Origin of the sequence: Vibrio sp. 2-1-2a (assembly GCF_032648565.1) — a bacterium.
Lineage (GTDB): Bacteria > Pseudomonadota > Gammaproteobacteria > Enterobacterales > Vibrionaceae > Vibrio > Vibrio diabolicus.
In genome coordinates, this window is record NZ_WBOH01000006.1 from 269037 (window position 1) to 292572 (window position 23536).

The window sequence follows — 23536 nt, forward strand, 5'->3', positions numbered from 1 at the left end:
TACTCCTTGCGGGGCGAGACTTATCTCGCCGCCATTAATTTATTACCAGCTTGTGCCAACGTCTCGGCCGTTTTCATCATGCGAACTTGCATCTCGAAGTTACGCGTTAACGACATCACGCTAATCAACTCATCAATGGCAGATACGTTACTGCCCTCAATGTGCTCAGGAGAAAGTTGCACGGTTTCATCGGCAGCGAATGGCACGCCATCTACACTGTGCAGTAGGCTGTCACTCTCTTTTTGAAGTTGGTTCATTTCTGGTTTAACCAACTTCAACGTTCCCGCGACGATTTCTGCGCCACCACCTGGCGGAATCACGGATACTTGACCACGCTCGCTGATTTCAATCTTTTGATAATCAGGCACAACCAAAGGCCCATTTTCACCAAGAACAGGGAAACCATTGATGGTCATGGCACCAAAAGTGTCGACTTGGATATTGCCCGCTCGCGTGTACGCTTCGTTACCCGCAGGGGTTTCAACAGCAAGATAACCCTCACCCATGATGGCGACATCCAACGGGCGTCCCGTTTTCATAATGTCGCCAGAATCAAAGCGTGTTGAGGCAGAGTTGGTCACAACCATAGTGCGACCATCAAAACCTGGGCCTTGCATTTCTACACTGCGCACGCGCTCCATATCCGCTCGAAAGCCAGCAGTATCAGCGTTTGATAAGTTGTTTGAACGCACGTGCTGAGCCTTAAGAACTCGACTCGCACCTGACGTTGCAGTAAATAACAAGCTATCCATGCAAAACTCCCATTACACCGCGTTAAACAAAGCTTGAGTTAGCTTGTCGCTGGTAGAGATGGTTTTCGCGTTTGCTTGATAGTTACGCTGTGCGGTCATAAGCGCCACAAGCTCACTGGTTAGGTCAACGTTAGAACCTTCTAGCGCACCTGGGGTTAAATCACCCAACGTACCTGAACCAGGGACACCCGTGATTGGCGCACCAGAGCTAAAGCTTTGAGTCCATGCCGTACCACTCACTTTTGCTAAACCTTGTGTGTTGGCGAAGTCTGCAAGTACAACTTGACCTTGCAGCTGTGATTGGCCGTTAGTGTAGGTCGCGTAAACCATGCCATTACCTTCAACGCGCACACCTGCAAGCTCACCGGATGTGTAACCATTCGGGCTGTTAGTACTTACGCCGAATTTCGCACCAAACTGCGTGCTGCCTTTCAAGTTAATGTCGACACTCATCGCGTTTGCGCCTGCCGCAGGGAATGAAACATTAAACGGAGCCGTCGGTGAAGAAAGCGAACCGTCTTTGTCAAACGTTACTGGTACCGTTGTCACTGGTGTTGCGCCACCATCCACTTGAACATTCACTTCCCAAGAGTTAGAAGCGGTCTTAGTGAAGTACTGGGTTACCGTGTGCGAGTTACCCAGCGAGTCATAGACTTTTGTGGTGTAAGACGAATTGAATGAGTTTGGATCGTCCGGATTAAACGGCGTTACCGTTTTATCAATGGCAGACGCACTTGCATCAAAGTTTGCAACAAAATCAAGACCGTCTGTCGCTTTTGCATTCAGTGATGACGTAGATACTTGGATATTGCCCACAGAGCCTGTCATCAGGTTGTTGTTGCTATCCACACTGTAACCTTGCAGTTTTGCGCCACTGTTAGCGGTAACAAAGTTATCTTTATCTGTCGCGAATACACCTGAACGCGTGTATAGCGTTTGACCCATATTGTCTTTAGTGACAAAGAATCCGCCACCGTTGATAGCCAAGTCCATCGCACGGCCAGTTCCTGAGATACTGCCGTCTTTGTCGAAGTTCTGTGAAATTGACGCGACTTCTACACCACCAGGTTGCATGCCGTTGTATACTGCGGAGAATTCTGTGCGGCCACCTTTAAAACCATACGTTGATGCGTTGGCAATGTTGTGACTGATTGTGTTTAGCTCTGTGTTGGTCGCGTCCAGACCACTTAGTGCGATGTTAAAACTCATAAAAAGACCTCTGATTTCCCTATTTGGTTAAGCACCAAACTGAGTGATTTGATAGAAAGGAACGTTGCCAACGCCATGGACATTGACTAATGCTGCGCCGCCAGTATTTGGAATACGCACTTGCTCAACAGTGCCAGCCATGAGCACATTTGGACTTGCTTGCCCTTCTTGCACTTCTACTGCCACTGAGTATTTGCCTGGTTTAAGACCAAGTTCTTCAGGATTAATTGAAAAGTCGACGTCACCTTTGCCGTGAGCACCTAATGGCACTTTAGTAGATTGACCAAACTCATCTTTCACAACTAACGTCACTTGGTTTGAGCTATGAGCGAGTTCGATTTTTCCGTTCTGTACGCCTTCACCAAGCTCAAATTCTTTGGAGTTGACGTAAACAGTTTGTCCGACGAGCCCCGCTGTCGATAGCACTTGCATGTTGTCGAGGAGAATCATGCTCTGTTGCATTGTCTTGGACATATTCTCGGTACTTTGAACTTGAGAGAATTGAGCCAACTGACCAACGTATTCCGTGCCATCAAGTGGGTTAAGTGGATCTTGGTTTTGGATCTGCGCCACCATCAAAGAAATGAATTCGTTCTCTAATGAAGAAGCACTGTTCATATCTTTAGGATTTGGTGCAATGCCATTGTTCTCTTTTGCTTTAGTGCTCACAGGAGCATCAGACGATAAAGGGGTATATTGTGCGAGACTCATTAACTGCCCTGTCCTAATCTAAGCAGACCTTGCTGCATACTTTTCACATTTGATAACACTTCAACATTGGTTTCGAAGCTACGTGTCGCTGACATCATGTCTGCCATTTCAGCCACGACATCGATATCTGGGTAATACACATAACCTTCACCATTGGCCAACGGGTTGTTTGGCTCAAAGCGTTTCTCGGCTTCTCCCGCATTTTTCACAACGTCAACAATGCGAACTTCAGCATTGGGATAAACCCCGTTTTCCGTTGTCAGCTGCGCTTTTTGGTACACAGTCGCGAATACGGGCTTCAGCGCTTTATAAGCGTCATCTGGATTTGCAGACACCGCATCCGCGTTAGCTAAGTTACTGGCGACCGTGTTAAGACGCACAGTTTGTGCCGTCATCGCGGATCCAGTGATCGAGTAAATATCAGTGAATGACATAATTAACGTCCCTCAATCGCTTTCGTTAAGCCATTAAATTTCATGTTGAGAAACGTCAGGCTAGTTTGAAAGTCCATGTTGTTTTGCGTGAATTTCGCTTGTTCAACACCCAGTTCTACAGTGTTGCCATCTTTGCTGTTCTGGTAAGGCACCGAGTATTGGGCCTGAACCTGAAACTTAGGCACTGGTTTGTTCACACCGCCTGCAGCCACCTGGTTCATTACGGTGGTGAAACTTAGGTCTTTCGCCAAATACCCAGGGGTGTCAACATTTGCTAGGTTACTGGCAAGGACTTTGGTACGCTGAACGCGAAAATTAAGTACCTCTGGATGTACACCTAAAGCATTTTCAAATGTGATCGCCATGCATCTTCCTTACAGTTGGCTCGAATACGCCAACATACAAACAAGATGCGTGCCATAAAAAATAGTTATATATATCAATGATTTACAAACAAGGATGGAAGCCAAACTTCCGGCTCACGGAAAGCATTAAAAGCAAGGGGAAAGTGCTTACTTCCTCAACATTAATGCTAACTCTGCTTGCTCTAATACCAGGACAAACTTTCGCCAACACCTCTGGCAGAACCCTAAGCGTTGAGGAGATAAAATCTGTTGTAGCAGAGCATTTCAAACAAGAAGTGGCCCAAAATGCTCACTCTAACCAGTGGGGAGAATACCAACTGGATTTCGGCATGTGGGTACCAGGCTCGGCGAATCACCTACCTGAGTGTGAGTCGCCTCTGGTCATCACTGGTCGCGACAATCAAGCGTTGCCAGTTGGAAACCTTAAGCGCTCAGTAAGTTGCGATGACATCGCTTCACCCTGGCGAATTAACGTCACGATAAAATCTTCTCTGACACTGCCTGTCTTGGTTGCCACAACCACGGTCGGTCGAAATGAAGTTGTGACTGCCAAGCACGTTAAACTGGAAACGCGCACCATCTCGCGACAAGACGATTTTTATACTCGCCCAGGACAAGCAATAGGCTTAGAAACCTCTCGCCGTTTACGTGCAGGGCAAGTGGTCAACCCATCCAATTTATCGGCTCCACCTTTAATCGAAAAAGGCAATGAAGTCATAGTGATTGCGAGCAAAAATGGATTTAGCGCCAGCACGAAAGGAGTCGCCTTAGAAGATGGTGCGAAAGGGCAACAAATTGAAGTAGAAAACCTAAGTTCTGGCAAGGTCATTAGAGCTGTCGTAACCGGGTTAAACCAGGTTCATACTCAATTTTGATTTTGGACTCAGAGTAACATTTTTTAATTTTGGCTCTCGTCAGTAACGCTGAATTTCGAGTACAAAAAAAATATTTAATGTTTATCACATCCTAACCGCCTACTTAATTTAGAACATGATGATGAGGACCACAGCATGAAAATCGACAAAGTCGCGGGCGGTCATGTCCCACAAACAAAATTACAGCAAGCAAACAAACAGCCTGTCGACGTCGTCGAACAGAGCAAGGTACACGAGCCTGCATTTCAAGCGAATACCGTAGCGATAGATCGCGCTCAAGCTGAAATGGCATCACTACCTGATGTTGATATGGAAAAAGTAGAACAAGTACGTAACGCATTAGCGCGTGGCGAACTTAGCCTAGATACAAAAGCACTATCAAAGGCGATCATGCAATTCCATACAGGTCACGAGTAATAACACACTAGGAAGAGATCATGGCAAGCGCAGTATCGCAGCGAATTCAACAATTTATTCGCTCAATACCTGAGGATATCAAGCTCTATCAACAACTTATCCCTTTGCTTCAACAGCAAAAAACGTTGTACTTAAAGTTTGATGGTGAGGCACTGAGTAACAATGTTCAGAAACAAATGCCAATACTCAATAAACTTAGCCGCTCAGCCAGTGATAGAAGCCAGTGTATGCGAGAGCTGGGGTTAGCGTGTAATGACGCCAGCGTAAAACGAATTTTCAATGCTTTGCCTGCCCAAATAGGTATGCAAGCTAGAAAACAATGGGCGCTATTGGAAACGTTGGTAAGTCAGTGCCAACAATACAATCAGAGCAATGGCCACAGCTCTGCGGCGTTCCATGAGTTGGTCAGTCAACTCAAACAACCTGTGCAACACACTTATGAAGATAAATCGTTCTAAACGATGTTCGTCTTGCCTACAGATTCAGTCGCCATCTCGGCTGAGTACTGTAGGCCTTTTTATTTTTATCGCCTTACTATCCTGCCTTTCAATCACCTGCCAGGCGAAACCAAGCTCAGCTGATATTCAAACGCAATATCAAGTTTTAGCCCCATACAAGCCACAAATTGCCAAGCGTCTCGATTCATCCAGTTCGGTGATTCATCACATTTTCAAACAACTGCAAAGCCACTCTTTACCAAAGACTCTAGCCTTAGTGCCAATGTTGGAATCCTCTTACAACCCCAAAGCCGTTTCTCATGCCAACGCCGCCGGACTTTGGCAACTGATACCAGCAACCGCTCAACGATTCGGGTTGACTGTAGATACTAAACAAGACGATCGCTTTGATACAGAAGCAAGCACAGCTGCAGCACTCAAGTATCTGACGTTTTTATACAACAAATTCGATCAAAACATGGCGCTGACATTAGCGGCCTACAATGCAGGCGAAGGGCGTGTCGCACGCGCTATTCAGCGAGCAGGCAGTAACGACTTTCAGAAGCTCACACTACCTAAAGAGACTCGCCAATACGTTAGTCGATTCTTCGCGCTGGAAAAGTTGATAGATATCGGTCAGTTACAATCCTCATCATTTCAACCTTTACTCTTATTTGCTTCAGATGCTCCGATGGTTTCGCAACCGCTGATCGACTTTAGTCCACTACCTCCGTTGGTCAATTTGTGATAAAAATCACGACAAAATCCAATGTCAGAAAAACGTAAAATTACAAGATCGTGTTCGGCCAATTTGAAAACTCGTGATCTCTATGCAAACGTGTGCAAAAAAGTTGAGGTAAGGTATCTCAAAGATAAGAAAGAGTAGTGGTTTATTAACAGGTACCCAAATTGCGCTTGCCAATTGGGTAGATATGCGTCACATTGCGTTTGCAAAAAACATGAAAACCAATGGTTGGACCTAATAATTATTTACACACTAAATGTAAAACAGCTATTGTTTTCATAGTTCGAAACAAATTTAAAATATCAAGATGACGCTTCGCTTGCGCGTCTGGAATAAGTCCGGGTTCCGGGGGGGAGTCCGGACTTTTTTTATCGATTTAAAAGCTGACCTATTAACAGAACAACGAGTAGGTAAGTCACTATGAGGCAAGCTAAGTTATTTATAGTAATTCTTTAGAAATCAACTGAAGCAAAAACGTTTCGCGCTCGATGCTCATGCCTTTTTTCGGGCTTTCTGCCATGGTCTTTTCATTGTGCGCTATCGCTTCGTGAATGTTCATCCATACTGGACGCATTCCATTTTTAACTTCATAGTCTTCATAAGCCGTTTCGCCTAACTCACGATCGATTTTACATGTATAGCAATACGACACCATGTGCATTACGTCAGCGTCGTCTTTGTACCAAGGACGAAATTCCTCAAAGATCCCGAAAGGCTTAATACCATGGATATTCTGCGCGCCGGTTTCTTCTTCTAGTTCACGAACTAGTCCAGCAATCACATCTTCACCATCATCAATACCACCACCAGGCAAAGTGTAGTCATGGTAACGCTCTGTATAGAGCAACAACACATCTTCACCATCTAGTACGATGGCGCGTGCCGCATTGCGCTGGAAAATAATTTTGTCGTCCAAGTGCTCAATGTCCGGATGAACGGTCGATTTTAAGTGTCTCATCGAAAATACCACTGTCATGTTTTGCGCGCATATTACCGAACTTCACGCTTTAAATCATCGTTGTCGGTCCAAATGCGTTCAAGACATTGGTTTGAACGCAACGGTTCTAACCTTCGTAACAATCCGCAACAAATAGAAGTGTGACATGATAACCAGTAAAAGATGAGAATATCTAAATTCTTATACGTCCCTCTTACTTTTAACATCGATAAGACAATAATCTCTGAAAGTTGCCTATAATCAATACAATACTCGCCCACCCCATGCGGAGATAAAGAATGAAAAAGACAAATTTAATGATGGCTATGGCTGCAACGTTGGTACTGGCTGGTTGTTCAACTTACGAAGGTGCCACTCGCTCGACTGAGTATACCTCCGTCGCAAATCCTGCAGCCGTTTACTGTGTTCAGCAAGGTGGTGAGTTGGATACCGTTTCGGAAAATGGCGAACGTGTGACTTACTGCGTGCTGTCTGACGATAATCGTGTCGAGCAATGGGAATACTATCGCGACAATCATAAAGAAAGTGAGAGTGGCGACTACTAAATTTTTTTGTCGACACGTCAGATTCCCTCTATCACTTAGGAGCCTTTAGGCTCCTTTTTTATTTGATTTATCAAAACTTTCTCACTTCATTTTTACATACCTCTGACTTTACCGCACATCGATACTATATCGAACAGTGTTCTATTCTTGACATTCCTCTGACATAACTTTCCACTTGGACAATAAAATCCCAAGCACAGATCACACTAATTCACATTTCTTCCACATTTTCTGGAACAGGTGAGCAAGATGAAAACACAAATAGTAAAAGAAGCCGAGTCAGCCCCAAGCAACGTTGTTACTGAAGAGTCAAAGCGCATCATTTATAAATCGAGTTTAAGTGCATTGATGATTGTCGCTATCAGTATTCTCGTTAACCTCAGTCTTCGCCTTGATTATGTCGTGTTGGGTTCAAGCCTTGGTGAGCTTTCCATAACAGAAACACTCCAGCTTGTGATGCTCGCGATTGCATCATGGTCATTTTTTAGCCTATCTAAACAACAGCCTCAGCTAAAGCATGCGGCCATTTTGATTGCCGGCTTTTTCGCGGTGCTCATTATTCGTGAAACAGACTATTGGACAGACATGATTCGTCATGGTTCTTGGGTTTTCCCTGCGCTCGCTGTCACCGCACTGGCTTGCGCCAAAGCTTACCAAGGTGGTAAAGGTACCATGAACGAAATGGCGACCATCTTAACGGTGCCCCACATGAAACTGTTAATTGGTGCCGTGATGCTATTGTTGGTCTTCTCTCGCTTGTATGGCATGGGCAGTTTTTGGCAACAAGTGATGGACGAGAACTACATCCGTGATGTTAAAAATATTTCGGAAGAAGGCATGGAACTCCTTTGCTACTGTTTGATCGCATTGAGCGCAGTCCGTACAAAACGCGAACTTAATGAATAGACTCAGGATCCAAGCGGCGGTTCAATGCAGTTAATATCGGATGAACGATCCTTAACGCTTGTTCCGCAGCTCCTACAGATTCATCCAAGGCCGTCATTTCGACGGCCTTTTTCATGTCTTCAATCTGTTGCAAACTATCTTTATCGAGTGGTAAAGCGAGCAATTGCTGAATGGCATGTCTCGCGATCATAAGCGGCTTCTTTCGGACAACCGATAAGTCTCGTAAAAATGCTCCCTGCTTGACTCCTTCTAAATAAACTCGGTAAGTCGTGAGTTCATCCAGTAATAAAAATGCCGCCGCCACAGGCCCTTTATGTGGGTATGGTACGCTGATATGTTTGTTGATATCTAATGGTAAGTTGAGAGTAACGCCCATGGAGGCGCACTCAGATTTTAGTACTCGTAATAATCCCTGCTCATCCATCAAGGTTTGGATTTCTATGATTCGCTCAAGGTGGTAGTCATTCGACAACAAGGTGATCTCAACCGAACGCGCTGACCATAACTGGAACAAACCACTATCACACAAAACGCGAGAAGCGTAACGCATGTTCTGAAACGTATTCAAAGATCGATTTTCTAAAAGTACTTGATGTTCAGGGAACGGATGCACAGCGGCCGCATTTAGAGATTTAAAATAACTGTACATTGCATCTGCTTCAGAAATGCGTTGACCTTGCGTTAATCCACCACAAAAAATAATCGCCGTTCGCTCTGTCGGCAATGACGCAATCACATTAGATAACGCTTCGACTCTTGTTACCCCCTCAACGGTCAATCTGCTATTGACGAGGCGTTTACCTAAAACGATGACCACATTGTCTAACTTCATTTCAAAATCTCGCGCTTAGTTGGCAGTGTTACAAAAATCTTCTTTCACTCCCGGCCCACAGGCCTTAACATCTAGTTAACAACACTGTTCTAGAGACCTTTATAAAGGTTCACTGCTAAAGGAAGTCAATTATGCTGTCGATTTTCGATATATTTAAGATTGGTGTCGGGCCTTCTAGCTCCCACACTAATGGTCCTATGCTTGCCGGATTCCATTTCACTCAACTAGTTAGCGACTCTATGGCGAAAGTGCATCGGGTGCAAGTGGACCTTTATGGCTCATTATCACTTACTGGTAGAGGGCACCACACAGACCGAGCCACTGTCCTTGGTTTGATGGGAAATAAACCCGATACCATCAAAATGAGTAGCGCTAAAAGTGCGCTACAAAATACTATAGACAACAACACGCTGCTGCTCGCTGGTACGCACCAGATTGAGTTTAGCTACGACCATGACATCGTCTTTCATAGTGACAACCTTCCCCTGCATGAAAACGGAATGACGATTACCGCACTAGACGCTGCGGGAGACCAAGTGGCGTTTGAAATTTATTATTCCATCGGAGGCGGATTCATCGCCACCGCTGACGAACTAGAAAACGGCACGCAACAAGATGAAGTCGCGGTACCATTTCCCTTCACATCAGCGGATGAGATGCTGGAAAAAGCCGAGACTAACGGTTTTAGTTTGGGAGGTATGATTCTACAAAACGAACTGGCATTCCGCTCAGATGAAGAAATTAGCCAAAGAGCAGAACAAATTTGGAAAGTGATGTCGCTCTGCATGCAACGTGGTTTCGATACGGAAGGGATTTTAGAAGGTGGTCTCAATGTCACTCGTCGTGCACCAAACCTTTTGAAAAAGCTCGAAGCCAACGCTGCAGTTGAGAATGATCCAATGGAGATCATGGATTGGATTAACCTCTTTGCCTTTGCGGTTAGCGAAGAAAATGCAGCTGGAGGACAAGTCGTTACTTCTCCAACCAATGGCGCTGCAGGGGTTATTCCGGCGGTATTGATGTACTACCATCGCTTCATCAAAGAGCTTGATATTAAACAGCTGAAAGACTTTCTCGCAGTCGCTGGCGCTATCGGCATCTTATACAAAACTAACGCGTCAATTTCCGGCGCCGAAGTGGGTTGTCAGGGAGAGGTCGGGGTTTCTTCATCCATGGCAGCCGCTGGTTTAACGGCGCTCAGAGGCGGCAGTAACGAGCAGATTTGTATTGCTGCGGAAATTGCGATGGAGCATTCATTAGGAATGACTTGTGACCCGATCGGCGGCTTGGTTCAAGTGCCTTGCATTGAAAGAAATGCCATGGGCGCAATGAAAGCCATTAATGCCTCACGTATGGCATTAAAGCGCACGAGCAAATGCCTTATTTCATTAGATAAAGTTATCGAAACCATGTATCAAACTGGTAAAGATATGAACAAAAAATACCGTGAAACTTCCTTAGGTGGCTTGGCCGTCATTCATATGGCACCGCCATGCGAATAGTCAAATAAGCCCGCTATATCATTGCTGGCGATGCACTTCGTCAGCAATTTCCTTTCTCGCAAGACCTCTTTTTATTTGCCAGTAATCCTATAAAACCCCACCAGCCCCAATCAGTAACAAATACAACAAAATTAAACAAAAATAGAATTAAGCACTGCTTTATTCAAATTGATCTAGAACAACACATTAGCATTTAGCCATATAAGCATTAGAAAATATAGTGCAGCATTTCCACGTTATGCGACAATTATTTCAATACTCAATCTTTCGTTTCATTACTATTTAATAGAAATAACAATACCTACCTTTCTCCGCTAATGTGAGTACAAAATTATGTGGAATAAACTCAATAAATCCATGATGTTCTGCCAAATGATGTTTGGCTTATCATTTTACGGTGTATTAGTAAGTCTAACTCGATTTTTTCTAGAGGATCTAAATTACAACGAAGCCGATACGATGATGATCGTTGGTGCTTTTTCGGCGATCGGGCCACTTTTCGCGATCGCGGGCGGCTTTATTGCAGATAAGTTTTTAGGCGCTTATCGCTCACTTTCTATCGCATATTTCGCTTTTGCATCCGGTTACGTATTACTCGTGTTGGGGGCTTCTGCTTCTAACGTTCCACTTTCAATGTGTGGTATTGCGCTCGCCAGTTATGGCCGCGGCCTGATGTCACCCTCTTACCCTAGCCTCTATAAACGAACGTTCAAATCACAAGAAGATTTTGAAAAAGGATACCCAATCAATTATTCAGTGAATAATGTTGGCGCCTTTTTAGGTCAATATTTGTTCCCAATGATTGTCCTTGTGATCGGCTTTAATGGCGGTTTTACCATCTCTGCTGTTATGGCAGCAGCGGCATTGATCATGCTATTGGTATTCCGCAAAGATCTTGTTGGCGTAGCCTCTGAGCTTGATCAAAAAACCGTAAGTTTAAAAAACTGGGTACTTTTTGCATTGATTTCATTGGCAATGATCGCGTTGGTATTTTTCATGTTTTCAAACATGGATATTGGCCAAAATATCGTATACGCCATCGGAGGGGCGGCGATCGCATACTTCATATCTCTGATGCTTAAAGCAAGCAAAGCTGAGTCTTTGAAGATGGGGACCATCTTAATTGTGACCTTGCTGACAACCTGTTTCTTTGTTTACTACGGACAAATGATGACCTCGATGAACATGGTTGCTATCAACACATTAAAAGGCTCTCTATTTGGTTTTATTCCGCTCGAACCAGAAGCAGCAATGGCAATGAACCCGCTTTGGTGTATGGTTGGTGGTCCTATCGTAGCTGGCTTTTTTGGGTTGCTGGAAAAGCGCGATATCTACCTCTCTACCGCGACAAAAATCGCCTTGGCATTTGTACTGACCGCGATAGCGTTTGGTATATTGACGTTTGCCGTGACTACCGTGGGTGAAGATGTCGTGATCATGCCAGAAATCTTTCTCGCTATTCACTTCTTCCAGGCGATTGCAGAAGTCATCGTGGGTTCGATGGTCGTAGCGTTTATTCTTTCCGTCGCGCCGAAGCACATCGAAAACTTCTCTGTTAGCCTATTTTCTGTGGCAATCGCATTAAGCGGTATTATTGGTGCTGCATTCTCAACCTCTATCGCGTTAGAGAAAGGACAGACCATCACACAAGACATTGTACAAAACGTATATGGTGATTATTTCCAATTACTCACTGTCCTTGCTGTCGTGATGGTCGCTATCGCAATGGCAGCGTCACTCATTATTCGCAAGATGCTTGATGCGGCGAAAGAAAGCGATACTCAAGCGCAACCAGTCGAGATCGAAGCTGGGGTTGAAGTTCAAAGCTGAGTTTGATGATTTACCTATCTCAAAATATAAAAAATGCCGCGATATTCGCGGCATTTTCTTAACAACAACATGTTCGATTAATCACGTCGACCACGAAGTTCAATTTTTTGTGTAGCAGCATCCGTTTGGATGATTACCCCGCCATAGGCCGTTTCATTCCGACCTTTCAGCGTCAGTTGAGAATCTGCGCGCTCGACGTCGACCTGATTTTTCGTAGCCATCGTCATATCAATCGTGCCCGTGTATGACCCATCGCCAGCTAATGCTATGTTTGTTGAGCAAACCATCAAACCAAGTGCGATTAATTTTTTCATACGTCACCTCTGTTTTTGTTCTTACTTTCTTTCGATGAAAAAACTGTAACAACAGAAACATGTTCATACGAGGAAAGTCATCATTTACCAAATGGAAATCCAAACCACTAAATTGATATGACCAAGCCTATTTGCTGTCCACCGTCGCCTTCAATAAACCATAAGATACGACAGCATGCTTAAATTGACCGAACGTTGTCTTTTATTCAGAAATTCAGAGATATGATTTCTCGGCAGAAGATAAATGAGACGATGTATGAGCATTAATCTGGACATTCAAAACGTATTGGTACTAAAACGGATGTATGAGTTACGTAGCGTCCGATTGGTGGCAGATTCACTCGGAAAGACCTCAGGTTCAATCAGCAAAAACCTGACAAAAATGAAAGCGCAGCTCGATGATCCTTTGTTCATTCAGACTAAAAATGGCTTTGAACCGACCGCTTTTGTCGAAGCGAACATGCCACATTTTGAACAAATACTCACCAGTATTGATTCCATCAAACCACAGAGTTTTTCACCCGCTCATTTTGACGGCTCGATCACTATTTATGCGAACACATTGTTTTGGGATTACTTTGGTGACAAGTTTTACTTAGAATTACTAAAACACGCCCCAAAAGCAAAGTTCTCTTGTTTACGTTGGGGGAGCGACGCGAAAAAGCGATTAACTGAGGGTGAAAACGCTATTGCGATTCATTATTTTGATGAGGATCTTCCGCAGTCAATTATTCAAAACGAACTAGGTCGAGGAAAAGCCGTATTTTTTGTTCGAGATGAGCATCCCGCTCAACATTTCCAAGAGCTAGAAAACTATCCCTTTTTACTTTTCAAAACGCCGGGATGGAACGACTACCGATACCCGTTGTTGGAAAGGCTCAACCATATGGGGTTCCGAACCACACCTAAGGTAGAAATTGAACACCCTGCGATGATTCAAAAAGTGCTCCTACAAACGGATCATTTTGGTATAACCATGAGTGGACATGTGCCTAAGGGCTGCCGAAGTATCGCGCTTCCTGGCGGGTTAGAGCTTGATGTTCGCTACGTGATGAGCTGTCGTCGATCACAACAGCAAGCCCCGATAAACCAGTGGTTATTCAATGTCATTAAAGATATCGCCCAGCCCTAACCTAAAAGTCCTAGGGTGATGACTTGTCTATGTTTTCTTAGGTACTCGATATCGTTGAGGTAAGCGGTATGATGGCAATCTTCTAGGTTCGCTTGAAACCTATCATCACCTTGAGCTGCGACCCCTCTCATATAATCAACTAATGCGGAGAGTCGATGTGTCATCACCTCCACCAGCTCTTCCCGTTCCAATCTCGAACAGCCATAAGCGTCACAGAAAAGTTTTGCACGCTGAATTTGTTGCTCCAAACAGCCCATTTTATCGTGCTCATCGGTTTTAAATGGTGCCCAACCATAGACCGAAAAAGCGACATCCCAAACTCTTGGCGCCGGATGCGCCGTATCAAAATCAAACACACCAACGACAAACTCTCCATGGAGTGCCACGTTATATGGCATGAAATCACCATGACAAATCACCTCTTGTGGTGTTCGTGGTGGCAGCATCCAGTGCAGCGTTTCATTTTGATATTGCTTAAGGAAACCCTCAGATGCATCGTGCATATCGCGTAACATTTTTGCCGCAGATTGGAGCGCGGAAACAGAAGCAATGTTGCCAATCAATGGATAGTTGTAAGTCTCTCCTTCGACATAGCTAACCCACTCTTTTCCTTTCTCAATACCAACCGCTTTAGGGCATGCCGTAAAGCCTCGTGAATGAAGATAGGTAAGTAGCTGATGGATAGTCATCGTCCAATAACTGGCAGGACGAGATATCAAATTCCCTTTTCGATAGATGGCATTTTCTCTACCGCCTTGCATTGTTTCCATAACAGTATCCTGTGTGGATTAAGTGCGCATCAGATAACGTAAAGCTAGATCATCATACACTCAAAGCTTTTAGAGAAGGTTGACTGACCCTATAAGAAACCGCGCATTTTGTTAGGTAAATCGCAAGAATAAGTACCGCTGTAAAAATAGACCGTAAACATCAAAGGCTTTGTATTAACCATTGGGCAAAGGTGTTTACGTGTGACTTTTCTGATGCTCTAACCATCATATAGTGTGCGCCGGAGCTGGGCATACGCCAATCTCCGATTTGTACTAATATCCCTTGTTGCAACTCATCCTCAACAAGAAAGTCTCTCACCAGCAAGACACCAAGTTGATTGGTTGCAGCTTGAATAGCAAGCAGTGAATGTTCAAATTCGGCTATCACTTTGCTCACCTTGCCTTGATAACCTTGGTACGCAAACCACACCGGCCAAGATTCATGATAACCGCCGGTGCAGATTTTAGGTGTTTGAGACAACTTCGTGAGGTCATCAATCGGATTTAACTGAATAAAGCCGGGGCTTGCTACAACGATCCAGTTTTCTTGGGTAAGCTGAATAGCTTGTTGTTCTTGCCAATCGCCATCTCCGTTAATAATTTCTATATCTGCAATCGCACTGGCGTTTGGAACCGTATTCGCGGTTGTCGAGATCTTAAAGGAAACATCTGGAAATTGACGCTGAAAATCGGCCAGCCTTGGCATTAGCCATTGCGAGCAAAAACTGTGGGCGACATGTAAGGTAATTTGCTTGTTCTGTGGGCGAGTAAATAAATGATGGGTCGAGGTTGATAAGGTTTGAAGCACATGGTTAACCACAGGCCAATATTCTTTTGCTGAGCTGGTTAGCGTAAGGTGCGTACCCTTGCGCTCGAATAATGTTGCATTTAACTGCAGTTCTAGCGATTTCACCTGCTGACTGACGGCCGCACGGGTCACATTTAGCTCCTCTGCGGCTTTAGTGAAGCTCTGTAATCGCGCCGTGGCTTCAAACGCTCGGAGCAAATTAAGCGGCGGTAAACTTTGCATAACACTCTCCCAAATACTTGGCAGCCATGGTATGAACTGGTGATGACAAATTGATGAAAGTGCTGAGTTTGTTAAGTGGGATCAAAAAAGCCAGCGTGATACACGCTGGCTTTTGGAACTGTCTCTTAAGCAGGAATTATTCTGCTTTCTCAGTGGTTTGGTATTCAAACGCAGGGACAACTACTTCAACACGACGGTTCATTTGACGACCTTGACGTGTTTCGTTGCTTGCTACTGGGTTAGCTTCACCCATGCCTTTCACTGTCATACGCTCAGCCGCAATACCTTTTGCTTGGAACTCGTCAGCAACGGCTTTTGCGCGTTTTTCTGTAAGTTGCTGGTTGTACGCAGCAGAACCCGTCGTATCACTGTAACCCGTGATCTCAACTTGAGCTTGTGGGTAAGTGTTCATCAGATCAACGGTACCAGAAAGGGTCGATGCATCTTTCACTTCTGCACTTTCTAGGTCGAATTGTACTGTCGCTGTTGTTTGAGCAGGGTAAACATGCTCAACAATACGTGTTGCAGGGCGTGTTTCTACTACTTCCTCAACCACTTCTTCTTGAACTACTGGCTCAGAGCCGAACTTGTAGTTAAAACCAATACCGAAGAAATCTGAATCCATATCTTCAATCACGTCATCAGACATATCTTGGTAACGTTGGTATTCAGCACGTAGGCTCCAGTTGTAGTTGATTTTGTACTCAGCACCTAGAGAGCCTGTTGGTACGAAATCTTTTTCATCACCTGCCATCATGTATGCAGCACCAACTTTCGCGAATAGATTCCAAGAATCCGTTAGCGGTAGGTTGAATTTAGGAGCAAGAGTCAACGCCCAAAGATCACCGTCAACGGTGTTTAGGCCCGGCTTTTTGAAGTTTGCAGTGAAGTCACCAAGGTAATCAACACCGTACTCTGCTGCAACGTACTCGTTGAAGCTGTAGCCCAGGTGCATAGATGCTGCAAAACTGTCGTCGTCACAAGGTTCGTTTAGGTAACACGCATCATTTAGAGAGTTGTAACCTACTTTACCGCCCATGTAAGTGTCAGCAAGTGCAACGTTTGAGATCACACCACCAGCAAGTACAGTAGCCACTGCTATAGCGATTTTTTTCATTATTCTTTTCCTTTTTCTTGTACACAAAGCAACACATCGAGACAGCATACTGCCGTAAAATATGAAGCCGTAACTTTCTCTTTTCTTCGAACAGAAATAGCTAAATAGCGTAGGAAAGAATCAAAAAATGATATTCAAACGCCAATGACGTAAAACGGAGAAAGATAACCTCAAGACCATCTATTCATGAGCTTCATCCGCATACCCAACCGAGAAATAAAGTCTCGTTGCGTTGGTTTAGCCATAGTCAATTCGTTGCGGAGAATATCACAAAATAGCCAGTTTTCTGTGACGCAAATCACCATAAAAACCCATATTCTCAAATTTAAGAATCGACATTTAAGCCTGTGAATGGCAACAAATTTTTACAGGAGAGAATGGATATCGAAGGCATAAAAAAACAGCTCATTTAAAATGAGCTGTTTTCGAAATAATTAACAGACGTTAAGTTATCGAACTAGATTTTATCCGCCACGGTAAGCGTTGCAGCTAAGACATCTTGCCCAAATAATACACTGCGTTCTGGTGACCAACCATAAAGCGGATCTGGGTGATTGTTGTTGTCTTTAAATGGCATCTCGATCGTGTACGACAGGCATTTGAACTGCTCCGCGACCCAGTTTGAGCCTACCGTCAAATTCGCTTTACCCGGCTCATCTTTATCATAACCAATCTCATCTTGGAACTCAGGTGTAATAGTCAGTAACGCTTGCTTAAATGATGCCTCTAAAGCGGCAAGATTTTCATCGTAAGAAGGAATACCTTCTGAGCCAGCGACGAAGTTATACGGTATCGCTTCATCACCATGGATATCTAAAAACATGTCAACACCCGTTTCCAGCATGCGCTGACGCACAAGGTAGACTTCTGGGCTCTTTTCCATTGATGGCGTTTGCCATTCACGATTCAAGTTCACGCCTACCGCGTTCGTACGCAAGTGGCCGCGAATACCACCGTCTGGGTTCATGTTTGGTACCACGTAAAGCACTGCTTTTTCCAGTAATGCACGCGCAACCGTGTCATTTTCGTCCAGTAGACGTTGGATCATGCCTTCCATGAACCATTCAGCCATGGTTTCACCCGGATGTTGGCGTGCAATCATCCAGATTTTCTTTTTGCCTTCTTCCGGCTCACCAAACGCTAGCAAGCTCATGTCATTGCCGTCTAATGTGTGGCCTAATGTTTCTAGTTGGCAGTGGTGCGCGCTTTGTGCCATGTGTAACAAGTCTAAATGACGATCGTATGTGTAAGGCGCAAAGTACGCGAAGTAAATTGAGCTACGCTCAGGGATAACAGTGAAAGTCAGCGTGTCGCCATCGAACTCTGCTGGTATACGGAACCATTCTTCACGGTCGTAAGACGCTACGACATCATAACCTTGCCACCCTTCTGGATAAGCCGACTTAGCCAAATCAAGCAGTTTGATCGTGTGCGACTGCTCGGCTTCGGTTTCTAGACGGAAATGGAACCACTGGTAGAATTCCGACATATTGTCATTAGGGATTTTAAGTTGGATGTCATTTTTGTCGTCCGCTTTCACTACGTGAATGCTGCCGCTATCGAAGTTGCTGAATACTTTCATTATATTACTCACCTTTTAAATCTGAGCTTGAAAGACAGAGGCTAACACAAGGCTACATCGCCCCCCAATGACTTTCACTGCAAACTGTCTCGTTTGTGGCTAAAGTCTTCAGTTTAGTCGAGCTTATCCGCTTTGCCTGCTGGTCCTGCGAGTTTCGCTAGCCATTTATCCCAAACAAACGGATGTTTCTCATTGTCTTCCGCTTCCTCTTTTCGGCGAACAGCATTTCGTACCATCATTGCTCCCAGCCAACGTATTGGTTCAGGTGGAAAATACCCAAGCGGTCCTTGCGCTAAACCACTTCGCGTCCACTCGTTATCTAGCCCTAACACCAACGACGATAAAATCTTTCCACCCATTCGAGTTTGGGCAACGCCGTTACCTGAATAACCAAACCCGTAAAAGACATTACTTTGCTCATCCAATTGGCCAAAAAAAGGAAACCCAGTTGCGGAACGATCCGAACCGCCAGTCCAAGAGTACTCAAATTCAGTCCCTTTTAAGCGAGGAAAAAGGTTGTCGAATGATTTTTTTAGTAGCGTTTGATAACGCGTCGGCTTGTTAAACATCGCATCAACTTGGTTGTTGAAAGAGAACTGATTACCGCCTTTACCTAGCATCAAACGGCCATCTGGCGTATCTCGGTAATAATGTACGAAGATGCGTGAGTCCAAGACACTCGAACCCGCTTGCCAACCAGATTGAGACAAAGTATCACCAAGCGGTTTGGTAATAACCATATCCGAAGACACCACCACGATACTGTTTTTGAACTGCTTAAATTGCTCAACCATCCATGCGTTCAATGCCAGCACCACCTGCTGTGCTTGAATGTTTCCTTTAGGTGTACAGACGGTGGCAGGTTTTCCATAATCTAGACGCGTCATTGGCGTGTTCTCATAAACTTCTACACCCAGATCAATAGCAACACGGCGTAACCCTCGCGCGAGTAAGGCGGGTTGTACGTTAGCAGCAACCGGAGAGTGATAGCCTTCAATATGGCGAGGTGAACCCGCATTGGCACGCAGTTCCTTCACCGAGCAACGACGCCAACTGTTCACATCTAGCCGTTGTAACTCGTCGACAACTGGCTGCATTCCACCTTTCTGAGCCTGATTGGTTGCGGTGTAATAAACCCCTTTTAAAGATAATTGCGCATCGATATTGTATTGCTGACAAAAGTCGTCAATCTCCAACACCGCTTGTTCCGACTCTTTTACCAACCAAACAGCATGTTCTTCACCGAATAACCGTTTCAACGTCGGAAACTTTGTCGACCATGTCAGCATACAGCCGCCATTCGCGCCAGATGCCCCACTGCCACACAACCCCTTTTCGATAACAACCACCTGTTTTTCAGGAGATTGCTGCTTAATCATAATCGCTGTCCAAAGTCCGGTGTAGCCACCACCGACAATAGCAACATCGGTATCAATATTTTGATGTAATGGTTGCGGCATTTCTGGCTGTTCAGCTTCAATGGCCTGTTTGAACCAGTATGAACTATGTGTCATCGGATATCCTTGTTAGTGCGTTGCATCGTTTCTGTAAACACTTTACAAACGATGAGCACAATCAACGAGCAAGAATATCTAACGCTGAGCGATAGCAAATGTTGCGCTGAGAGAGTGGAAGTTTCCGCTATCAATGAATACAAAAATGGGGAGCAGCGCTCCCCAAAACAAACAGCAAGGATATAAATTATCGGAAAATCGAGACCGTCTTAGTGGTTAGTATTTACCGGTTTCACGCATGCGGTACTCGTATTGAACATTGAGAATAGGCTGGTATACAACTTGCCCGTCACTTTGCAAGAACTCATTCACCATGACTTTTGAGTCAGTGATAGAAAACGACTGGCGATCAACATACTCTGTAAGGCTTGTAAACTCGTCACGAAGCTGACCTGGTGATTTGCTTTGATAGTTCTGAATCATGTCACGACCCATTTCATAAGCCGCTTGTTTGCTATCCATAACATCACCATGGATCGTTTCGGTATCGTTTGTCCACTGATAGCCACCAGCAAAAACAACAGAAGGTGCAGCAGTCAGAGCAATCATACTTGCTAAAGTCATTAAGCGTTTCATAAACCTCTCCTTACTTACCTTTATATCGGACCTAAATTGGCTCGATATTTATAACGTACGTATAAAGACCAGAAACACGTCAAAATAATTTCAAATAACGTTCAATTCTTGTTCAACTCATTTCACTTTAACTTAGCAACACGGCATCATACTCTGCCAACACGAGCATTTTTCCACCTCGTAATCACAACGTTCAAAGTGGCTTCCAAACTGACATTTCCTTACCAACCCATACAATACCTAAGGTCAATTTTCTCTTAGAATCCCAACAAAAGAACAGTGTTCAAAACCTTATATAAACGTCGGGCACAGCAAAACCTCCCCTTTTAGTAGTGCTTTGTATTTCCCCTTTTTCGGGTTTTTCGCTGCTCGTCCGTCGGTTCTTAATTGTGGCTGTTGAGCACACGTTAATCTGGAGTGAAAATGACCGCGAACAAATCCATTTTTTACCACAGCAAATCAATTTACTCAGATGATTATGCTGATGTCTATAAGCCAATTTGGACCTACAGAGCTAAGTTCATCTTGCGCGCACTTTACTACAAACGAGCGTTTAAGCACCTGTCAGATAATATTGAATCGTCATTGCTAGAGATGCTTTGTGCTCGTACGCACCGATTTTTAGAAAAACCGTTTCGTCCCTACATCATCAAGAATAACTCCGCCTTTGATCGCTCCAACTTGGTGGTTGATCACTACAAAACGATTTCAGAACTGTTTTCTAAACAAACAATCGAAGAAATCTACACAGACTCGAAAGGCCTAACATTAGCCTCTTTTGAAATTGACGAAATACTGTACTCGGTGAGATTAGTATACGAAGCACGTTATCAAAAAGAAGGCGACATGAGCCTAGTGCTACACAGCGCTGAAGATGGCAACTTCTACACGCTCTCTTTTACGCTAGGTCACATCGAATCTGGACGCAGCATTATGATTGGCGGCTTACAAGGGCCACGCAGCAGTGAAGAGAACAACGCGAAAATTAAAAAGTTAACTCGTAAACTTTACGGGCAAAGACCAAAAAGCTTGATGGTGAGTTTGCTCACTTTACTCGCGCAAATTTGGGAGGTGAATACGATTCTAGCGGTAAAAACACAATCCCATACTTATGCTGCACGACGCTACAGTAAAGGACGAATCAAAACGGATTACGATGCACTCTGGCAAGAGTTGGGCGGCACCGAATACAACCGTCATTTCTACTCACTCGATGTGAATGCCCCGCGTCGTGATATCGAAGGCATGTCGCGTTCTAAGCGTTCGATGTATCGACGTCGTTACGAATGGTTAGACAATACCAAAGCGGAGTTCATGACAAGGCTACGTTAACCCAACGCACCACATGACGTTTTGTTTTTTCATTTTATGATTCGGAGTTTTTATGTCTTACAAGTACGCCGTTGCATGCTTACTATCCGCACTTTCCTTAACGGCTCATGCACAACCAACCCAACATGTTGTTGGAGCAAATTTAGGCTACGGTAATGTTAGTTACGATGTGAACAATAGCCATGATGAAGGTGACATGTTCCTTGGTGATGTATATTACCGTTACATGTTCGATCACAACTTTGGCATTGAAGCTGGCTATAAGGGCGCATTTAACGGCATTGGCTCCGTACTTATCAGTCCCTTAACAGAAATCACCGATGTCAGTTATGGCGGACCTCGACTCAGCGGTTACGCAAGTTACCCTCTGGGAGCTGGCTTTGAGCTTTACGGGAAAGGCGGTATCACTTACTACACGTTAAGTTACACGCTTAAAAACAATGGTCAGAATAAAGAATATGACGAGTCTAGTCTTGGCGGAGAAGCCGCTGCTGGTGTCGCTTGGGCCTATAAACACTTTGGTTTGAACTTAGAGTACAACTACGCCAAGAATAGCGATTTTGATTCTGGCGGTGTGATGTTTGGTGCACAATTGCGATTTTAAAAATTTAGCTGTGCCAAGGCACCGAATCGACATCGGTGCCTTATAGCTCAAGCAGGGCTCAATGACAGAATGATTCCGCTCAGGATCAACAGCACCCCGACGCCTCGCGTGAAATACCATTTTTCAGCCAACAACCAAACGCCCATTAATAAACCAAATACAATGCTGATTTGTCGCAAAGCCACAACAAGGCTGACGTTATCAGTCATAGTCATCGCAAACAGCACCAAGCCGTAGGTTGAAGCCATCATGATGCCAGCCATGCTCGCACTTTTGCGAATCATCCAAGCGGTTTGTAGTTCTTGCTGGCTACCCGAAACAATACACCACAATAAAACCGGTACTCCCATAACCCAAAACTGCACGCCTAGATAAAAAATCGCGCTATAGTGGTCGTTAAGAATGGTCGATGTTTGTTGAGTTAGCAGATTCAGTGCTTGCTTGTCCACAACGGAGTAACCCGTCGTGCCAAACGCCGCAATCAAGGCCCAAAACACACCAACATTCAGGTACTCCCCAAGAGTAATTTGACGAAAACTGGTCACTGGAACTAGGACACAACCTAAAGTAATAAGCAGGAAACCCAACCACTGCTGAGCATTCAACTCATAACCTAAGGCGACGGTGAGTGCGCCCACCATCATTACAGGAAGTGCTCTCGCAATCGGATAAATAACTCCCACATCAGCGTGCTTGTAGGCCACGATCAAACCAACCAAATAGACGATTTGAGATAAACCACTGATAAACAGCATTCCCCAAAACACGCTGGGCAACGTCGTCCAGCCAATGTTAAAGAGATACCAAATAAGATAAGGCGTGAGCAGAAGGCATGCAGATAAACTTGCCACCATCGTAAACGCGAGCCCTGAACCAGCATTGCTTTTACCAAGAATATTCCAGCCAGCATGCATAACTGCAGACAATACAACGAGTGCGATTGCCAAGAGATCCATTCCGTTTTCCTGTTTATGATATTTAGATACCCTCAAGGTGCTTGGGTACAACAAAGGCCCCAATATGGAGCCTTTGAATTTGAGATATAAA

26 protein-coding genes are annotated in these 23536 nt (G+C 44.6%); 11 read left to right on the forward strand and 15 right to left on the reverse strand.

What is annotated here, in order from left to right:
- Window positions 1-20: 20 nt before the first annotated feature.
- Genes flgF through flgB form a run of 5 tightly spaced genes read right to left on the reverse strand, consistent with a single transcriptional unit; the run spans window position 21 to window position 3471 of the window.
- Window positions 21-752 (reverse strand): flagellar basal-body rod protein FlgF, encoded by a 732-nt coding sequence (gene flgF, locus F7Y48_RS17600; protein ID WP_006741308.1) that lies wholly within the window; start codon window positions 750-752, stop codon window positions 21-23.
- A 12-nt stretch (window positions 753-764) separates the two neighbouring features.
- Entirely contained in the window at window positions 765-1961 is a 1197-nt protein-coding gene (gene flgE, locus F7Y48_RS17605) for a flagellar hook protein FlgE (RefSeq protein WP_005395301.1), read from the reverse strand.
- Window positions 1962-1988: 27 nt separating this feature from the next.
- The gene (flgD, locus tag F7Y48_RS17610; RefSeq protein WP_005395303.1) at window positions 1989-2672 is read right to left on the reverse strand and encodes a flagellar hook assembly protein FlgD; all 684 of its coding nucleotides are present in this window, start codon (window positions 2670-2672) and stop codon (window positions 1989-1991) included.
- Complete coding sequence (flgC, locus tag F7Y48_RS17615) at window positions 2672-3106, reverse strand: flagellar basal body rod protein FlgC (RefSeq protein ID WP_005395305.1); 435 nt, start codon at window positions 3104-3106, stop codon at window positions 2672-2674. The genes flgD and flgC overlap by 1 nt, the downstream gene beginning before the upstream one ends.
- A 2-nt stretch (window positions 3107-3108) precedes the next feature.
- Complete coding sequence (flgB, locus tag F7Y48_RS17620; RefSeq protein ID WP_316685164.1) at window positions 3109-3471, reverse strand: flagellar basal body rod protein FlgB; 363 nt, start codon at window positions 3469-3471, stop codon at window positions 3109-3111.
- Window positions 3472-3548: 77 nt separating this feature from the next.
- On the opposite strand from flgB, the gene flgA reads away from it, so the two are divergent.
- From flgA to F7Y48_RS17640, 4 genes are all read left to right on the forward strand, one after another.
- Window positions 3549-4346 (forward strand): flagellar basal body P-ring formation chaperone FlgA, encoded by a 798-nt coding sequence (gene flgA, locus F7Y48_RS17625; RefSeq protein ID WP_316685165.1) that lies wholly within the window; start codon window positions 3549-3551, stop codon window positions 4344-4346.
- A gap of 135 nt (window positions 4347-4481) precedes the next feature.
- Window positions 4482-4763: a flagellar biosynthesis anti-sigma factor FlgM gene (gene flgM, locus F7Y48_RS17630; RefSeq protein ID WP_316685167.1), complete on the forward strand. Its 282-nt coding sequence runs from the start codon at window positions 4482-4484 to the stop codon at window positions 4761-4763.
- Between the two features lie 20 nt (window positions 4764-4783).
- On the forward strand, window positions 4784-5221 hold the full coding sequence (flgN, locus tag F7Y48_RS17635; protein ID WP_006741304.1) for a flagellar export chaperone FlgN: 438 nt from the start codon (window positions 4784-4786) through the stop codon (window positions 5219-5221).
- Complete coding sequence (locus tag F7Y48_RS17640) at window positions 5202-5948, forward strand: lytic transglycosylase domain-containing protein (RefSeq protein ID WP_316685168.1); 747 nt, start codon at window positions 5202-5204, stop codon at window positions 5946-5948. The genes flgN and F7Y48_RS17640 overlap by 20 nt, the downstream gene beginning before the upstream one ends.
- A gap of 436 nt (window positions 5949-6384) precedes the next feature.
- Here F7Y48_RS17640 and F7Y48_RS17645 read toward each other — a convergent pair whose 3' ends face one another.
- The gene (locus tag F7Y48_RS17645; RefSeq protein WP_005395311.1) at window positions 6385-6903 is read right to left on the reverse strand and encodes an NUDIX hydrolase; all 519 of its coding nucleotides are present in this window, start codon (window positions 6901-6903) and stop codon (window positions 6385-6387) included.
- A gap of 278 nt (window positions 6904-7181) precedes the next feature.
- Between F7Y48_RS17645 and F7Y48_RS17650 the strand changes: the two genes are divergently transcribed.
- Window positions 7182-7448: a DUF333 domain-containing protein gene (locus tag F7Y48_RS17650; RefSeq protein ID WP_005395313.1), complete on the forward strand. Its 267-nt coding sequence runs from the start codon at window positions 7182-7184 to the stop codon at window positions 7446-7448.
- 249 nt (window positions 7449-7697) lie between these two features.
- On the forward strand, window positions 7698-8354 hold the full coding sequence (locus F7Y48_RS17655; RefSeq protein ID WP_048624711.1) for a hypothetical protein: 657 nt from the start codon (window positions 7698-7700) through the stop codon (window positions 8352-8354).
- On the opposite strand, the gene F7Y48_RS17660 is transcribed toward F7Y48_RS17655, so the two are convergent.
- Window positions 8344-9186 (reverse strand): YdcF family protein, encoded by an 843-nt coding sequence (locus F7Y48_RS17660; RefSeq protein ID WP_316685169.1) that lies wholly within the window; start codon window positions 9184-9186, stop codon window positions 8344-8346. The two genes, F7Y48_RS17655 and F7Y48_RS17660, sit on opposite strands and share 11 nt — an antisense overlap.
- 131 nt (window positions 9187-9317) lie before the next feature.
- On the opposite strand from F7Y48_RS17660, the gene F7Y48_RS17665 reads away from it, so the two are divergent.
- Together F7Y48_RS17665 and F7Y48_RS17670 are read left to right on the forward strand one after the other, a co-directional pair.
- Window positions 9318-10688, forward strand: a complete 1371-nt coding sequence (locus F7Y48_RS17665; RefSeq protein ID WP_005395319.1) for an L-serine ammonia-lyase — start codon at window positions 9318-9320, stop codon at window positions 10686-10688.
- A gap of 333 nt (window positions 10689-11021) precedes the next feature.
- The gene (locus F7Y48_RS17670) at window positions 11022-12518 is read left to right on the forward strand and encodes a peptide MFS transporter (RefSeq protein ID WP_005395321.1); all 1497 of its coding nucleotides are present in this window, start codon (window positions 11022-11024) and stop codon (window positions 12516-12518) included.
- A 77-nt stretch (window positions 12519-12595) separates the two neighbouring features.
- On the opposite strand, the gene F7Y48_RS17675 is transcribed toward F7Y48_RS17670, so the two are convergent.
- Entirely contained in the window at window positions 12596-12832 is a 237-nt protein-coding gene (locus F7Y48_RS17675) for a hypothetical protein (protein WP_005395322.1), read from the reverse strand.
- Window positions 12833-13088: 256 nt separating this feature from the next.
- On the opposite strand from F7Y48_RS17675, the gene F7Y48_RS17680 reads away from it, so the two are divergent.
- The gene (locus tag F7Y48_RS17680; protein WP_074189789.1) at window positions 13089-13964 is read left to right on the forward strand and encodes a LysR family transcriptional regulator; all 876 of its coding nucleotides are present in this window, start codon (window positions 13089-13091) and stop codon (window positions 13962-13964) included.
- On the opposite strand, the gene F7Y48_RS17685 is transcribed toward F7Y48_RS17680, so the two are convergent.
- From F7Y48_RS17685 to F7Y48_RS17710, 6 genes are all read right to left on the reverse strand, one after another.
- Window positions 13961-14734 carry a phosphotransferase enzyme family protein gene (locus F7Y48_RS17685; RefSeq protein WP_253651369.1) on the reverse strand — a complete coding sequence of 258 codons (774 nt, stop codon included), beginning with the start codon at window positions 14732-14734 and terminating at the stop codon, window positions 13961-13963. The genes F7Y48_RS17680 and F7Y48_RS17685 overlap by 4 nt on opposite strands.
- Before the next feature lie 160 nt (window positions 14735-14894).
- Window positions 14895-15764, reverse strand: a complete 870-nt coding sequence (locus F7Y48_RS17690) for a LysR substrate-binding domain-containing protein (protein ID WP_005395328.1) — start codon at window positions 15762-15764, stop codon at window positions 14895-14897.
- Between the two features lie 136 nt (window positions 15765-15900).
- Window positions 15901-16881: an OmpA family protein gene (locus tag F7Y48_RS17695; protein WP_005395330.1), complete on the reverse strand. Its 981-nt coding sequence runs from the start codon at window positions 16879-16881 to the stop codon at window positions 15901-15903.
- Between the two features lie 457 nt (window positions 16882-17338).
- Window positions 17339-18463: a M14-type cytosolic carboxypeptidase gene (locus F7Y48_RS17700; protein ID WP_225460843.1), complete on the reverse strand. Its 1125-nt coding sequence runs from the start codon at window positions 18461-18463 to the stop codon at window positions 17339-17341.
- Window positions 18464-18576: 113 nt separating this feature from the next.
- Window positions 18577-19977: an FAD-dependent oxidoreductase gene (locus tag F7Y48_RS17705; protein ID WP_316685170.1), complete on the reverse strand. Its 1401-nt coding sequence runs from the start codon at window positions 19975-19977 to the stop codon at window positions 18577-18579.
- A gap of 216 nt (window positions 19978-20193) precedes the next feature.
- Window positions 20194-20553: a DUF3316 domain-containing protein gene (locus F7Y48_RS17710; protein WP_005395335.1), complete on the reverse strand. Its 360-nt coding sequence runs from the start codon at window positions 20551-20553 to the stop codon at window positions 20194-20196.
- A gap of 423 nt (window positions 20554-20976) precedes the next feature.
- Between F7Y48_RS17710 and F7Y48_RS17715 the strand changes: the two genes are divergently transcribed.
- Together F7Y48_RS17715 and F7Y48_RS17720 are read left to right on the forward strand one after the other, a co-directional pair.
- A complete protein-coding gene (locus F7Y48_RS17715; RefSeq protein ID WP_256951462.1) occupies window positions 20977-21885 on the forward strand; it encodes a VirK/YbjX family protein in 909 nt (302 codons plus the stop codon).
- Window positions 21886-21937: 52 nt separating this feature from the next.
- On the forward strand, window positions 21938-22489 hold the full coding sequence (locus F7Y48_RS17720) for a porin family protein (RefSeq protein ID WP_047008000.1): 552 nt from the start codon (window positions 21938-21940) through the stop codon (window positions 22487-22489).
- Window positions 22490-22536: 47 nt separating this feature from the next.
- On the opposite strand, the gene F7Y48_RS17725 is transcribed toward F7Y48_RS17720, so the two are convergent.
- Window positions 22537-23445, reverse strand: a complete 909-nt coding sequence (locus F7Y48_RS17725) for an EamA family transporter (protein WP_316685171.1) — start codon at window positions 23443-23445, stop codon at window positions 22537-22539.
- Window positions 23446-23536 lie beyond the last annotated feature (91 nt).

Coding starts and splice junctions, on each gene's coding strand:
- flgF (WP_006741308.1), bottom strand. CDS start 752: ATGGATAGCTTGTTATTTACTGCAACGTCAGGTGCGAGTCGAGTTCTT.
- flgE (WP_005395301.1), bottom strand. CDS start 1,961: ATGAGTTTTAACATCGCACTAAGTGGTCTGGACGCGACCAACACAGAG.
- flgD (WP_005395303.1), bottom strand. CDS start 2,672: ATGAGTCTCGCACAATATACCCCTTTATCGTCTGATGCTCCTGTGAGC.
- flgC (WP_005395305.1), bottom strand. CDS start 3,106: ATGTCATTCACTGATATTTACTCGATCACTGGATCCGCGATGACGGCA.
- flgB (WP_316685164.1), bottom strand. CDS start 3,471: ATGGCGATCACATTTGAAAATGCTTTAGGTGTACATCCAGAGGTACTT.
- flgA (WP_316685165.1), top strand. CDS start 3,549: ATGATTTACAAACAAGGATGGAAGCCAAACTTCCGGCTCACGGAAAGC.
- flgM (WP_316685167.1), top strand. CDS start 4,482: ATGAAAATCGACAAAGTCGCGGGCGGTCATGTCCCACAAACAAAATTA.
- flgN (WP_006741304.1), top strand. CDS start 4,784: ATGGCAAGCGCAGTATCGCAGCGAATTCAACAATTTATTCGCTCAATA.
- F7Y48_RS17640 (WP_316685168.1), top strand. CDS start 5,202: ATGAAGATAAATCGTTCTAAACGATGTTCGTCTTGCCTACAGATTCAG.
- F7Y48_RS17645 (WP_005395311.1), bottom strand. CDS start 6,903: ATGAGACACTTAAAATCGACCGTTCATCCGGACATTGAGCACTTGGAC.
- F7Y48_RS17650 (WP_005395313.1), top strand. CDS start 7,182: ATGAAAAAGACAAATTTAATGATGGCTATGGCTGCAACGTTGGTACTG.
- F7Y48_RS17655 (WP_048624711.1), top strand. CDS start 7,698: ATGAAAACACAAATAGTAAAAGAAGCCGAGTCAGCCCCAAGCAACGTT.
- F7Y48_RS17660 (WP_316685169.1), bottom strand. CDS start 9,186: ATGAAGTTAGACAATGTGGTCATCGTTTTAGGTAAACGCCTCGTCAAT.
- F7Y48_RS17665 (WP_005395319.1), top strand. CDS start 9,318: ATGCTGTCGATTTTCGATATATTTAAGATTGGTGTCGGGCCTTCTAGC.
- F7Y48_RS17670 (WP_005395321.1), top strand. CDS start 11,022: ATGTGGAATAAACTCAATAAATCCATGATGTTCTGCCAAATGATGTTT.
- F7Y48_RS17675 (WP_005395322.1), bottom strand. CDS start 12,832: ATGAAAAAATTAATCGCACTTGGTTTGATGGTTTGCTCAACAAACATA.
- F7Y48_RS17680 (WP_074189789.1), top strand. CDS start 13,089: ATGAGCATTAATCTGGACATTCAAAACGTATTGGTACTAAAACGGATG.
- F7Y48_RS17685 (WP_253651369.1), bottom strand. CDS start 14,734: ATGGAAACAATGCAAGGCGGTAGAGAAAATGCCATCTATCGAAAAGGG.
- F7Y48_RS17690 (WP_005395328.1), bottom strand. CDS start 15,764: ATGCAAAGTTTACCGCCGCTTAATTTGCTCCGAGCGTTTGAAGCCACG.
- F7Y48_RS17695 (WP_005395330.1), bottom strand. CDS start 16,881: ATGAAAAAAATCGCTATAGCAGTGGCTACTGTACTTGCTGGTGGTGTG.
- F7Y48_RS17700 (WP_225460843.1), bottom strand. CDS start 18,463: ATGAAAGTATTCAGCAACTTCGATAGCGGCAGCATTCACGTAGTGAAA.
- F7Y48_RS17705 (WP_316685170.1), bottom strand. CDS start 19,977: ATGACACATAGTTCATACTGGTTCAAACAGGCCATTGAAGCTGAACAG.
- F7Y48_RS17710 (WP_005395335.1), bottom strand. CDS start 20,553: ATGAAACGCTTAATGACTTTAGCAAGTATGATTGCTCTGACTGCTGCA.
- F7Y48_RS17715 (WP_256951462.1), top strand. CDS start 20,977: ATGACCGCGAACAAATCCATTTTTTACCACAGCAAATCAATTTACTCA.
- F7Y48_RS17720 (WP_047008000.1), top strand. CDS start 21,938: ATGTCTTACAAGTACGCCGTTGCATGCTTACTATCCGCACTTTCCTTA.
- F7Y48_RS17725 (WP_316685171.1), bottom strand. CDS start 23,445: ATGGATCTCTTGGCAATCGCACTCGTTGTATTGTCTGCAGTTATGCAT.